This is a genomic window from Acidovorax sp. GW101-11A03, assembly GCF_059424825.1.
The window spans coordinates 37,138-49,765 of the sequence record NZ_JBWKZU010000014.1; the positions used below are offsets into that span (position 1 = coordinate 37,138).

Below are 12,628 nucleotides of genomic sequence, written 5' to 3' on the forward strand. Positions count from 1 at the left end.
GCCTTGGCCTGCGAGTGCATCGCAAAGCCCGCAAAGATGATGCGCCCGGGCGGTTCGGGGGGCGGAGGTGGGGGCGCCGGGGTGGCGATCGGGACGGGCTTGTGGGGCGGCGCCGGGGTGGGCTGGGCGCAGCCCACCAGGGCCAGGGTCAGGGCCAGTGCGCTGGCCTGGATCAGCCGCCAGCGGGCGGCAGGGAACAACAGAAGAGGTGGCATCGATAGCGGGGCCGCGCAGTGCCGCAGACCACCGTCAGGCAGAACGGTCTGGGCGCAGGGGCCAGGTGAAAAGGACACGCATCGTAACGACTTGCCAGGCACGGGTTACAGGGCATAGAGGCCCAAAGTTTGAAGGTTTCTAAGGCATCTGCGCTCGATGGTAAACACTTTATTGCTATCAAATATATAGTAAATGCGAAAAAGCCGGTGCGGACACCGGCTTGTGGTTTGTGCCTGATTTTTCACATTGTCACAAAGCCGCCAGCGGCGCGGGCCGGGCCAGGCGGCTGGCATGCAGCCAGGCGCGGCGCAGCACCGGGGGAGACCAGGATTCCTCGGGGATCAGCAGCAGGCGCTGTGCGCGCAAGGCCTGGCCCAGGGCGATCTGGCTGGTCCAGACCGCCAGCGGAATCGCCAGCGCCAGCGGTAGGCCCACGGGCATCAGCCACAGCAGTGCGCTGCTGTCGATCAGGGCCACGCCCAGGGCCAGCAGGCCGATCACCCCGCTCATCGGGGCCAGCTGGCGCACCGCGTGGCGCCAGGGCACGGCATGGGCTTCGCGCGGGGGCGACTTCCATTCCAGCTTCAGGCCGGTGAGCGCAATCAGCACAAACAGCGAATGCGCCAGCATGCGGATGGGGGCCTGCAAGATGGCCAGCACGCTCTCCAGCGCGGCGCTTTTGAGCAGGCTGAAGGTGCCGCCATATTCCTTTTGCTCGCGCCGCATGAACACGGCGGCCACGCCCAGGATGCGGGGCAGGAACAGCAGGCACAGCGTCCATGCCCACAGCGCCAGCAATTCGGCGGGCAGGATGTGCCAGTCGGCCACCAGCTTGGCGCCCGACAGCCACAGCGCCGTGCCCAGCGTGAGGAAGGCGAGCCACAGCGGCGCCGACAGGTACGCCATGGCCCCGGTGACGAACATGGAGCGGTGCACGGGGTGGATGCCGGGCTCGGCCATCAGGCGCGCGTTCTGCAGGTTGCCCTGGCACCAGCGGCGGTCGCGCTGCAGCTCGGCCAGCAGGTCGGGCGGCTGTTGCTCGTAGCTGCCGACCAGGTCGGACACCAGCCACACGTGGTAACCGGCGCGGCGCATCAGCGCGGCCTCGACAAAATCGTGGCTCATGATGCCGCCCGCCAGGCCCCCCTTGCCGGGGATGGGCGCCAGCGCGCAGTGCTGCATGAAGGGCGCCACGCGGATGATGGCGTTGTGGCCCCAGTAGTGCGACTCGCCCAGCTGCCAGTACTGCATGCCCAGCGTGAACAGGCGGCCCGTGACGCGCGATGCAAACTGCTGCGCGCGGGCATGCAGCGTGACGTGGCCAATGGCCTGCGTGGCGGTCTGGATGATGCCGGCAGAAGGGTTGGCCTCCATCAGCTTGGCCATGGAGACGATGCAGGAACCGCTCATCACGCTGTCGGCGTCCAGCACCACCATGTAGCGGTAGTCCTTGCCCCAGCGGCGGCAAAAGTCGGCCACATTGCCCGCCTTGCGGTGCGTGCGGCGCGTGCGCAGGCGGTAGTACACCTGCACTTGGGGCTGTGGGCTGTGTTGCGCCAGGGCGCTGCGCAGGGCCTCCCAGGCCGCGCGCTCTGCGGCGGCAATGGCGGGGTCGTTGCTGTCGGACAGCACGAACACGTCGAAGCTGGCGCCGTGGCCGGTGGAGGCGACCGACTCGCAGGTCGCACGCAGCCCGGCAAACACCGTGGCCACATCCTCGTTGCAGATCGGCATGATGATCGCAGTGCGTGTCTCCGGGGCCAGCGCATGCCCTGCCACGCTGCGCACCGACAGCGCATGGGGGTCGCCACGCAACATCACCCAGAAGCCCATCAACCCGGTGAGAAAGCCGGTGACCACCCAGGCCGACAGCAGTGCAAATAGCGCAATCTGGCCGTAGCCCAGCCAGGCGTTGTCGTAGTCGGGCTGCACGCCTGCAAACAGAAAACTCGCCAGCGCCGTGGCCAGCACGGTGAGCAGGGCAAAGGTCCAGCGGCGGCGCTGCGCTGCCTGTTCCCAGGCCTGTGGGGGGCGGTCGGCTGGCGATGCATGGGGGGCATTGCTGCGGCCCCGGCCGGTCAGCTGCAGCAGCAGTGCCGTGCCGACGCTGTTCCAGAACCCGCGCCAGGGCAGGGGCACCATGGATCCTCGCTGCAGTGGTGGCGCGGTGACGGCATTGGGGTGCCGCTCCTCGCGCAGGGGGCTGCGGGGCGGATGGGCGGGCACCGGGGGGCTTACTCGGGAAGAATGATGTGCGTCCATGTTTCACTCACAGCGTGGTTGTCGTGTTGGAGAAAAGCGCGCAGCTCGATGGGCCGGTCGGCCTGCTGGCGCTGGATGCGAACGGTCATGCGCCACTGGCTGGTGGCTGGGTTGCGGTAGACGATGTTTTCCAGCACCTGACCATTGGCATCGCTGGTCACCACCGCCTTCACCGTGGCGTCGGCGGGCAGGGCCTGGAGGGCCGGGCCGTCGAAATCGACCACGTACTGCACCTGCTGGCGCAGTGCTTCGGCGGGCTGTTTGGAGTAGCCCATGCCGCGCCGCGATTGCGTGGCCCAGGCGCTGGGCGGGCGCTGCTGCGTATCGCCCTGCCAGCTCAGCTCGTACGCAAACTCCAGCGGCTGGCCGGGTGACGGCATCTGGGCGGGCACCCAGTACGCCACGATGTTGTCGTGCGTCTCATCGGGGGTGTTGAGCTGCACCAGCTCCACGCGGCCTGCGCCCCAGTCGTGCAGCGGGCGCACCCAGGCGCTGGGGCGGCGTTCGTAGCGGGCCTCCACGTCCTCATAGCTGGCCCACTGGCGGTCGCGCTGCATCAGGCCGAAGCCCTTGGGGTTGTGGGTGGCGAACGAGGTGACCAGCGTCTGCTGCGGGTTTTGCAGCGGGCGCCACAGCCATTCGCCGTCGCCCGTGGCCACCATCAGGCCGTCGGAGTCGTGCACCTCGGGTCGGAAGTCGCCCTTGCGGGGCTGGTTCTCGCCAAAGAAGAACATGCTGGTCAGCGGCGCAATGCCCAGCGTGGCGATGGACTTGGCGCTGCCGTTGCCCGTGGGGGGGCGCACAAAGATGCGGCTGCGCACCGTGGTGGTGGTTTGCGTGCCGGGCTGGATGTCAAAGCGGTAGGCCCCGGTGGCGCGGGGCGAGTCCAGCAGCGCATACACGGTGACCTGGGTGGCCAGCGGGTCGGGCCGCACCAGCCAGAACTCGGTGAAGCGCGGGAACTCTTCGCCACTGCCGCCCACGGTGTCGATGGCCAGCCCTCGGGCCGACAGGCCGTACTGCTGGCCTTTGCCCAAAGCGCGGAAGTAGCTGGCGCCCTGGAAGACCACCAGCTCATCCTTGTAGACGCTGGTATTGAGGTGGTTGTGCAGGCGAAAGCCCGCAAAACCCAGGTCGCCCCAGGCGTCGGGTCGCACTTTGTTTTTGCCGTAGTCGAAGTCGGCACTGCGGTAGCTGATGTGGCGAACGCCCTGGGGCGTGACTTCGTTGATCAGGACGGGTTCTTTCTGGTACAGGCCCAGGTGGAAGAACATCGCTTCAAACGGCAACTTGTCGGCGCGCCACAGGGCGCGGTCGGGGCGCCAGCGGATGTCGCGCACCTGGTCGTAGTCGAGCTGCGCGAGGTCTGCAGGCAGCGTGTCGCTGGCGGCTTGGTAGGGCTTTTCGGCCCGCTCGCGTGCGATGCGGGTGACGGTGTCGAAATCGAAGGCCGGGCCCGGTGTCTGTGCCTGGGCTACCCCGGTCAGCAGGGTGGTGAGCAGCACCACCGCAGTCCACAGGGAGTGGCCAGTGGCACGTAGGCGGCAGGAAAAAACAGCTTGCATGCCGGCACTAGGGCAAACCCTGTGCCAGCTTGAGAAAACTGTTTTAAATCAGTGACTTACGCTGCCATCTGCACGTAAGCAGTTGTGCGGGGTACTGGCAGCCGCCAAAAATCGGTCTTTTTGTCGCCATTTGGCGACGGCATGGAGACGTCACCAGAGAAAACTTAGAAAAATCAATGACTTAATCGTGTCGCTCATCGGCGACGTCGTCGGATTCGGGCGCGTCGGTCTTGAAGTTTCCGGGCGTGAGCGCGTGTTTTTGCAGCAGCCGGTAGAACTCGGTGCGGTTGCGTTGCGCCAGGCGCGCGGCATCGGCCACATTGCCGTCGGTCATTTTCAGCAGGTCCACCAGATACTCGCGCTCAAAGCGCTGGCGCGCCTCGGCAAAGCTCAGCACCTGCGCCGAGGGAATGCGCAGGGCGCGCTGCACCAGCGACAGCGGCACCAGCGGTGTGGTGGACAGGGCGCACACCTGCTCGACCACGTTGTACAGCTGGCGCACGTTGCCGGGCCAGGCGGCGGCCGTGAGCGCCTTGAGGGCTTCGGGCGCAAAGCCCGACAGGCGCTTGTCGTACTTGCGGGCCAGCCTGTCGAGAAAATGGTTGGCCAGCAGCGCAATGTCCTCGCGCCGCTCGCCCAGTGTGGGCAGCTGCAAGGTCACCACGTTCAGGCGGTAGTACAGGTCTTCGCGGAACTGGCCTGCGGCCATGGCTGCTTCCAGGTTGCGGTGTGTGGCCGAGATGATGCGCACATTGATCTGGATGGACTGGCTTGCGCCCACGGGCCGCACGGCGCGTTCTTGCAGTACACGCAGCAGCTTGACCTGCAGGGCGGGTGGCATGTCGCCAATCTCGTCCAGCAGCAGCGTGCCGCCCTCGGCCGCCTGGAACAGGCCCTTGTGGTTGCTGACCGCATCGGTGAATGCGCCCTTGACGTGGCCGAACAGCTCGGATTCGAGCAGCGCCTCGGGGATGGCGCCGCAGTTCACGGCCACGAAGGGTTTGCTGGCACGCGGGCTGGCCCGGTGGATGGCCTGGGCCAGCAGCTCTTTGCCGGCGCCGCTGTCGCCCAGCAGCAGCACACTGGCGTCCGACTGGGCCACCAGGTAGGCCTCGGCCAGCAGGTCGGTCATGCGGGCCGAGCGGCTCACGATGTCGGCCCGCCAGACTTCGTTGGCATGGGCCTGGTGCAGGGCAGGGGCGCTCAGGGCCAGGGCCTCCGCCACTTTTTCCAGCAGCTCTTTGCCGTCGTAGGGCTTGGTCAGGTAGGTGAAGACACCGCGCGATGTGGCCTCGACCGCATCGGGGATGGTGCCGTGCGCCGTGAGCAGGATCACTGGCAGCGAAGGGTGGCGCGCGTGCACCTCGTCAAACAGCGCCAGGCCATCCTTGCCCGGCAGGCGCACATCGCTCAGCACCAGCTGGGGCCGGGCCATGTCGAGTTGCGCCAGCGCGGCCTCGGCCGAACCCACGGCCACCACCTCGTGCCCGGCTGCCTTCAGGCGCAGCGACAGCAGGCGCAGCATGTCGGCATCGTCATCCACCACCAGGATGCGGTGCGCGGTGCTGCGCGGCTCGGATGGACGTGTGGATGCTGGCATGGCGTGGTGCCTCAGGGTTTGGCGTTGCCGTTGTTGCCTGCGCCGCTGGCCGCTGCGCCCGGGGGCGGTGTGGCCGGGGCTGCCGGTGCGGGGCGTGTGGTCAGGCTGCGTTCGATGGCGCGCACGGCCTCCAGGCGTTCGCTCAGCTGGTCGTTGCGGCGCTGGGCATCGCGCAGCTGCTGGGCCTGGCGTTCCAGCTGCTCTTCCAGGCGGCGCTGCTGGGTCAGGCGCGCCTCCAGCAGGCGGGCCAGCGGGTGCAGGTCTTGGGCGGCAGGGTTGGTCAGGGTGCGCTGCACCAGGCCCAGAGCGCGCGCCGTGTCTGCGGGCTGGCGGCTTTGGGCCAGCACCAGCGCCAGGCGCAGCGCGCGCGAGGGCTTGTTCTCGTCCAGGTCCGACAGGCGGGCGGCCTCACGTGCCAGCTCGATGCCGCTCGCGCCCAGGGTGCGGTCGGCATAGGCGAGAGTGTCGCGCAGCAGGTCTTTGGGCGGTGTGGTGGGCTCATCGCTTTCAGGTGCCAGTGGCTCGGGCGGGGTGGCAGCGGGCTCCGGGGCCGGCTCAACCGCAGGGGCAGCTGTCGCCACCGGGGCCCCATCCGGCGGTGTAGGGGCTGTGGCGCAACCAGCCAGCCATGCTGCACCCACGCACAGGGCGGCGCGCAGGCACCAGGGCACCCCCCGGTACGCTGGGCGGTGGGTCGGCGAGGCTTGTGGTTCAGGAAACATCGGGCAATTCAATCCGGAAAAAAGAGCGGGGAGCGTCGCCTGGCATCTGGAGCACCTGCACCCGGCCGCCATGCGCATGGATGTATTCCTGCACGATGGACAGCCCGATGCCGGTGCCGCGCACGGCGTTCTCAGGCTGGCGTTCGCCCCGGTAAAAGGGTTCAAACACATGGGCCCGGTCGGCGGGGGCCACGCCGGGGCCTTCATCGGTCACATCCACCCGCACCTGGCCGGGGGCGCGCGAGACGGCCATGCGCACGGTGCCTTGCTCGGGCGAGAAGCGGATGGCGTTGGACAGCAGGTTGCCCATGGCCGAGGTGATTTTCTCCGCATCCAGCAGCAGCACGGTGCGCTCGCCGCTCACCTCCACCCGCAGGCTGCGGGCCTGCCATTGCAGGCGCTGGGCCTCCACCAGGTCTTCCAGCAGGGCGACCAAGTCGGTCTCGCGCCGCTGCAGCTGGCGGGCCTCGAACGCGGCGGCGTTGAAGCGCAGCAGCGCCTCGATCTCGCCTTGCAGCACCAGGGTGTTCTGGTGCAGGATTTGTGTGACTTCTTTCTGGCCCTCGCTGAGCGCGCCGGTCACGCCGTCTTGCAGCAGGGCCACGCCTTCGCGCAGTGCGGCCAGCGGGGTTTTGAGTTCGTGCGAGACATGGCGCAAAAACCGCGCCTTGTCGGCGTCCAGCTCCACCAGCCGCAGGCGCAGCCACTCCAGTTGCTGGCCCACGCGGCGCACGTCGGCAGGGCCGGTGATGGCCACGGGTTGTTCCAGCTGGTTCTCGCCCAGGCGGCGAATGGCACGCTCCAGCCGCTTGAAGGGGCGCGCCAGCCAGATGCCCAGCCACAGCGCCAGCACCAGCGCCAGCACAATCGCCCCCACCAGCTGGTGCATCACGGTGCGGCGGCTGGCGTCCACCCGCGCCTGCAGTTCGCTGGCCTGGCGGGCGTTGAGTTCTTGCACCGACTGCGTGATGGCTGCATGCAGGGTGTCGAGCGCCACGAACTCTTCGGCCACGCTGCGTTCGTTTTCCAGCGACTGCCAGGGCGGGGCGCGCAGCAAGTCGTGCACGGTTTGCATATGGGCCTGCCACTGCTGTGCCTGGGTGGGCGGCAGGCCCGCGTCGCTCAGCTGGCGCACGATGCCCTGGGCATCGGCGGCCATGTCGTCAAAGCTTTGGCGCAGCAGGGGATCGTTCAGCACCAGCGACTGCCGTGCCGACCGCTCCATGGCCTGGCCGCGCTGGTTGAGCGCCTGGGCCGCCACGTTCAGCGCGGCCGCCTGGGCGGCGCTGGCCTGGCTTTGGCCCATCAAGGCTTCGAGGGTGAACACTGCCCGCAGGGCACTGGCGCCCAGCACAGCCGCAATCAGCAAGAAGGCGAGCAGCAGCAGTTGCTGAAACGATGGGCCGTGTGGGCGAGCCTGCGGAGGGCTCGTGGGGTTTGGGGCCATGCGCCGAGGGGTCAGGCCGGGAGGGCGGCGCCCTCACGCACCAGCACCTCGCCGCGCAGGGTGTAGGCCTTGGCTTCGGTGATGGTCACATCCACCATCTGGCCCACCAGGCGGGGCTGGCCCACAAAGTTGACGACGCGGTTGCACTCGGTGCGGCCCATCAGCTCGGTGGCGTCGCGTTTGGAGGCGCCCTCCACCAGAATGCGCTGCACCGTGCCCACGCGGCTTTCGCTGATGGACTTGATATTGGCGTTGATGACGCCCTGCAGGTGCTGCAGGCGGCGCAGTTTCACGTCGTGCGGTGTGTCGTCGTGCAGGCCTGCCGCGGGTGTGCCGGGGCGGGGGCTGAAGATGAAGCTGAAGCTATTGTCGAAGTGGATGTCGTCGATCAGCTTCATCATCTTGTTGAAGTCGTCCTCGGTCTCGCCGGGGAAGCCCACGATGAAGTCACTGCTCATGGCCAGGTCGGGTCGGATGGCGCGCAGCTTGCGTACCGTGCTCTTGTATTCCATGGCGGTGTAGCCGCGCTTCATGGCCATCAAGATGCGGTCAGAGCCGTGCTGCACGGGCAGGTGCAGGTGACTCGCCAGCTTGGGCAGTTTGGCATAGGCATCGATCAGCCGGGGTGTGAACTCGTTGGGGTGGCTGGTGGTGTAGCGAATGCGTTCGATGCCGGGGATGTCCGACACGTATTCCAGCAACAGCGCAAAGTCAGCAATCTCGGCCGTGCCCCCCATCTTGCCCAGGTAGGCGTTCACGTTCTGGCCCAGCAGGGTGATTTCCTTCACGCCCTGGTCGGCGAGGCCCGCCACTTCCACCAGCACGTCGTCAAACGGGCGGCTCACTTCTTCGCCACGGGTGTAGGGCACCACGCAGTAGCTGCAGTATTTGCTGCAGCCTTCCATGATCGACACAAAGGCGCTGGCACCCTCGACGCGGGCGGGCGGCAGGTGGTCGAATTTTTCAATCTCGGGGAAGCTGATGTCTACCTGTGGCTTATCGAGTTGCTCGCGCTGGTTCAACATCTCGGGCAGGCGGTGCAGGGTTTGCGGGCCAAACACCACGTCCACATAGGGTGCGCGCTTGATGATCTCGGCGCCTTCCTGGCTGGCCACGCAGCCGCCCACGCCAATCTTCACGCCGCGTGCCTTCAGGTGCTTGATGCGGCCCAGGTCGCTGAACACTTTCTCTTGCGCCTTTTCGCGCACCGAGCAGGTGTTGAAGAGGATGAGGTCGGCCTCGTCCACGTTCTGGGTGGGCTCGTAGCCTTGGGCGGCATTGAGCACGTCGGCCATCTTGTCCGAGTCGTACTCGTTCATCTGGCAGCCGAAGGTTTTGATAAAGACTTTTTTGGCCATGGCAATGTCGCAAATAGCAAATGGTCACCGTCGCCAGCAGGGCGCGGAGAGGGGCTGTGGAGGTCGCAAGGGCGTGGCCGCCAGGGCCGCACCCGCAGGAATTACTTCAGAACGGCGCCAGAGCCGGTCGTGATGTTGCTGGTTGTGCTGTCGCTGCCCTTGCGGGGTTGCGCCGCCTCACGCTCGGTCAGGATCCAGGCCGCGTGCAGCATGCCGGTGCTGGCTTCCAGCACGTAGTTGACCTTGAAGGTCTGGCCCAGCACGGTGTGCGCCATGACCAGGGTGTTCTGGGGGCTGAACAGCCGCATCCCGGGCGCCATGCGGATGGATTTGCCGTTGAGCACGGCTTCGGCGGTGGTCGAGAGGGTCAGTGTGCCGCGCAGCGCGGCTTCCGGGAAGGGACGGTTCATGCCCAGTCCGGGCTCCACCTGGGCGGCCGCTGGCAAGGCGACAGACATCAGGGTGCCGCAGGCCAGGGCCACGAGCCATGCATGCCGACGGCGGGAGATAGGGGTTGAGGTGGGAGTGTTGCAGCGGTTCATGGTTTACATCCAGGGGCTGAAGTCACGATTTTAGGGGAGGCGGTGCGGGGAGGCCCCACCGGCAGACTGTCGGGCTGCGAAAGCCGGTACCTCAAAGAAAAAACCCACAGTGAGTTGCCGCACTGTGGGTTTCGATATGGTGGTCGTAGGTGGACTTGAACCACCGACATCAGCATTATGAATGCTGCGCTCTAACCAACTGAGCTATACGACCGCAAGACCAATATTATAGAACAAAAATTATTGGTGTGTGAAGTTGGCTGTGCGTTTGTTCATGAAAGCGTCCATGCCTTCCTTCTGGTCCTGGGTGGCAAACAGCGCGTGGAAGAGGCGGCGCTCGAACATCACGCCGTCGGACAGCGTGCCTTCGAACGCCCGGTTCACCGACTCTTTGGCGGCCATCACGGCGATCTGTGAGAAGCCCGCCACGATGATGGCCGCGCCCAAGGCCTCGTCCATGAGCTTGTCGTAAGGCACCACGCGGCTGACCAGTCCGGCGCGTTCGGCTTCGGCGGCGTCCATCATGCGGCCGGTGAGGGCCATGTCCATGGCCTTGGACTTGCCCACGGCGCGGGGCAGGCGCTGCGTGCCGCCAGCGCCGGGGATCACGCCCAGCTTGATTTCTGGCTGGCCGAAGCGGGCGTTGTCGGCGGCAATGATGAAGTCGCACATCATGGCCAGCTCGCAGCCACCGCCCAGTGCAAAGCCACTCACGGCGGCAATCACGGGTTTGCGGATGGAGCGGATCGTCTCCCAGTTGCGGGTGATGTAGTCGCCCTTGTAGGTGTCGGCAAAGCTGTACTTGGCCATCGCGCCGATGTCGGCGCCCGCTGCAAAGGCTTTCTCACTGCCCGTGACGATCATGCAACCGATGTTCTCGTCGGCATCGAACGCCTTGAGGGCTGCGCCCAGCTCGTTCATCAGCTGGTCGTTCAGTGCATTGAGCTGTTTGGGGCGGTTGAGCGTGATGACGCCGACCTTGTCCGCATCAACGCGAACCTCGATGGTTTCGTAGGCCATGAAATCTCCTGTGTATGGATTGTTGTGACAGCGCAGGGAATATACCCAACCCGGTCACGCCGTCAGGCCAGCCAGCGCACCAGCGCCGCCGTGTCGGTGGGGGTCAGGCTGACCGTGTCCACTGCAGGCTGTGCCAACTGCGCAGGGGCGGCTTTGCCGCGCGTCCTGGTGGCCGCCTCACCAGCCTTGCCGCCAGCGGTGGAGGGCAGTGCCAGCGGCAGCCGCAGCAGGCGCCCGTCCCGGGCCACGATGGCAGTCAAGGCCGTCTCGGTGCCTGCGTAGAACGTGACGTCATCCAGCTTGCCAATGCGCCAGCCTTGGCCTTGCACTTCCAGGCCCAGCCACTCGTCGCCTGCCGCCATGCCGGCCTTTTCGGCGGCGCCGCCGCGCAACACGGTCTTGACCTGCACGCTGTGGTTCTCTGCCACGCGCAGGCCCAGGCGCTGGGCCAGTTGGGGGGCTTCGGCCTTGAGGGTCACGCCGTGAGCGGCCAGCAGATCGGCCAACGGTAGCTCAGAGGTGCTGTGCACCCATTGCGCCAGCTCCGAATCGAAGGAGCGGCCCGCCAGTTGTTCCAGCACCGCCCGCAGGTCGGCCTCGGCCATCGGGCCGCCTGCCGTGCGGGCCCACAGGGCACGCATCACGGCGTCGAGGGTAGTCTTGCCTTCGCGGCGCAGGGCCAGGTCCAGGCACAGGGCCACCAGCGAGCCTTTGGTGTAGTAGCTCACCGTGGCATTGGGCGTGTTTTCGTCCTGGCGGTAGTACTTGACCCAGGCATCGAAGCTGGCCTGGGCCACGGTTTGCACGGCCCTGCCCGGGGTTTGCAGCACCTGGTTGATGGTCTTGGTGATGAGCTTGAGGTAAGTGGCGTCATCGATCAGCCCGGCGCGGCGCAGCAGCAGATCGTCGTAGTAGCTGGTGAAACCTTCGAAGAACCACAGCAGCTCGGTGTAGTTCTCCCGGCTGTAGTCGTACGTGGCGAACTCGGCAGGGCGCAGGCGCTTGACGTTCCAGGTGTGGAAGTATTCGTGGCTGATCAGCCCGAGCAGCGTGGTGTAGCCCTCGCTGGCCCGGGGCTCTCCCTGGCGGGGCAGGTCGCGGCGGCCACAAATCAAGGCCGTGGAGTTGCGGTGCTCCAGCCCGCCATAGCCGTCCGCCACGGCATTGAGCATGAACACGTAACTTTTGAACGGCGCCTTGCCCTCGGCGCCATGCCAGAAACGGATGGCGGTTTCGCAGATCTTCTGGGTGTCGGCCAGCAGCCGCTTGCCGTCAAAAGAGGGGGCCGCACCGGCCACCACAAACTGGTGGGGAACGCCGCTGGCCTTGAAGCGGCCCACCCAGAACGGGCCCAGTTCTACAGGGCAGTCCACCAGTTCGTCGTAGTCGGCAGCGCCATACAGGCCAAAGCCCTGCTTGTCGGTGGCCAGCGCCTGGAGCCCCGTGGCCACGGACCACTGCGCGGTGGCAGCGGTGCGGGCCAGGTCCAGCGTGTGGCGGTACTTTTCCTGGCCATGCACGCGCAGGCACAGGCTGGTGCCGTTGAAGAAGCCACGCGAGGCGTCCAGCCAGGCCGTGCGCACCGAGTTGTCGTAGGCGCAGACGGTGTAAGTCAGATCCAGCGGCTTGCCCGGCGTGCAGGCCACTTGCCAGCGATGCTTGTCAAGCTGGGCCAGGGGCAACGCACGTTTGCCTTGGCGCGCGCCCAGCTCCTGCAGATTTTTCGCAAACTCCCGCACCAGATAGCTGCCCGGGATCCAGACGGGCAAGGACAGCTCCTGCAGCGCTGCAGGACGGGCGATGGTTAGCGAGACGCGGAACAGGTGCGCATGCAGGTCGGATGGAGTGATGCGGTAGTGAACCTCGGCGGGCTGGGTGCTGCGTGGGGAGGGCATG

At 66.7% G+C, this 12,628-nt stretch carries 9 protein-coding genes, 1 tRNA gene and 1 pseudogene; all 11 read right to left on the reverse strand.

What is annotated here, in order from left to right; all coding sequences use genetic code 11:
* Positions 1 to 215, reverse strand: a pseudogene (locus tag AC07Z7_RS08270) (peptidase C13); the annotation flags it as partial.
* Between the two features lie 250 nt (positions 216 to 465).
* Complete coding sequence (gene mdoH / locus AC07Z7_RS08275; RefSeq protein WP_494765962.1) at positions 466 to 2,478, reverse strand: glucans biosynthesis glucosyltransferase MdoH; 2,013 nt, start codon at positions 2,476 to 2,478, stop codon at positions 466 to 468.
* Positions 2,451 to 3,986 (reverse strand): glucan biosynthesis protein G, encoded by a 1,536-nt coding sequence (locus tag AC07Z7_RS08280; protein WP_494765984.1) that lies wholly within the window; start codon positions 3,984 to 3,986, stop codon positions 2,451 to 2,453. Before AC07Z7_RS08280 ends, mdoH begins: the two co-directional genes overlap by 28 nt.
* Positions 3,987 to 4,224: 238 nt before the next feature.
* Positions 4,225 to 5,643 (reverse strand): sigma 54-interacting transcriptional regulator, encoded by a 1,419-nt coding sequence (locus tag AC07Z7_RS08285; protein ID WP_252659041.1) that lies wholly within the window; start codon positions 5,641 to 5,643, stop codon positions 4,225 to 4,227.
* Positions 5,644 to 5,654: 11 nt separating this feature from the next.
* The gene (locus AC07Z7_RS08290) at positions 5,655 to 6,365 is read right to left on the reverse strand and encodes a hypothetical protein (protein WP_494765963.1); all 711 of its coding nucleotides are present in this window, start codon (positions 6,363 to 6,365) and stop codon (positions 5,655 to 5,657) included.
* Complete coding sequence (locus AC07Z7_RS08295; RefSeq protein ID WP_252659043.1) at positions 6,355 to 7,812, reverse strand: sensor histidine kinase; 1,458 nt, start codon at positions 7,810 to 7,812, stop codon at positions 6,355 to 6,357. The genes AC07Z7_RS08290 and AC07Z7_RS08295 overlap by 11 nt, the downstream gene beginning before the upstream one ends.
* Before the next feature lie 11 nt (positions 7,813 to 7,823).
* On the reverse strand, positions 7,824 to 9,170 hold the full coding sequence (gene miaB, locus AC07Z7_RS08300; protein ID WP_252659044.1) for a tRNA (N6-isopentenyl adenosine(37)-C2)-methylthiotransferase MiaB: 1,347 nt from the start codon (positions 9,168 to 9,170) through the stop codon (positions 7,824 to 7,826).
* 101 nt (positions 9,171 to 9,271) lie between these two features.
* Complete coding sequence (locus tag AC07Z7_RS08305) at positions 9,272 to 9,712, reverse strand: hypothetical protein (protein ID WP_252659045.1); 441 nt, start codon at positions 9,710 to 9,712, stop codon at positions 9,272 to 9,274.
* Between the two features lie 137 nt (positions 9,713 to 9,849).
* Positions 9,850 to 9,926: transfer RNA gene (locus AC07Z7_RS08310), tRNA-Met, on the reverse strand.
* Positions 9,927 to 9,952: 26 nt separating this feature from the next.
* Entirely contained in the window at positions 9,953 to 10,732 is a 780-nt protein-coding gene (locus AC07Z7_RS08315) for an enoyl-CoA hydratase (protein WP_494765964.1), read from the reverse strand.
* Between the two features lie 62 nt (positions 10,733 to 10,794).
* Positions 10,795 to 12,627, reverse strand: a complete 1,833-nt coding sequence (locus AC07Z7_RS08320) for a M61 family metallopeptidase (protein ID WP_494765965.1) — start codon at positions 12,625 to 12,627, stop codon at positions 10,795 to 10,797.
* Position 12,628 lies beyond the last annotated feature (1 nt).

Coding starts and splice junctions, on each gene's coding strand:
- mdoH (WP_494765962.1), bottom strand. CDS start 2,478: ATGGACGCACATCATTCTTCCCGAGTAAGCCCCCCGGTGCCCGCCCAT.
- AC07Z7_RS08285 (WP_252659041.1), bottom strand. CDS start 5,643: ATGCCAGCATCCACACGTCCATCCGAGCCGCGCAGCACCGCGCACCGC.
- AC07Z7_RS08290 (WP_494765963.1), bottom strand. CDS start 6,365: ATGTTTCCTGAACCACAAGCCTCGCCGACCCACCGCCCAGCGTACCGG.
- AC07Z7_RS08295 (WP_252659043.1), bottom strand. CDS start 7,812: ATGGCCCCAAACCCCACGAGCCCTCCGCAGGCTCGCCCACACGGCCCA.
- miaB (WP_252659044.1), bottom strand. CDS start 9,170: ATGGCCAAAAAAGTCTTTATCAAAACCTTCGGCTGCCAGATGAACGAG.
- AC07Z7_RS08305 (WP_252659045.1), bottom strand. CDS start 9,712: ATGAACCGCTGCAACACTCCCACCTCAACCCCTATCTCCCGCCGTCGG.
- AC07Z7_RS08315 (WP_494765964.1), bottom strand. CDS start 10,732: ATGGCCTACGAAACCATCGAGGTTCGCGTTGATGCGGACAAGGTCGGC.
- AC07Z7_RS08320 (WP_494765965.1), bottom strand. CDS start 12,627: ATGCCCTCCCCACGCAGCACCCAGCCCGCCGAGGTTCACTACCGCATC.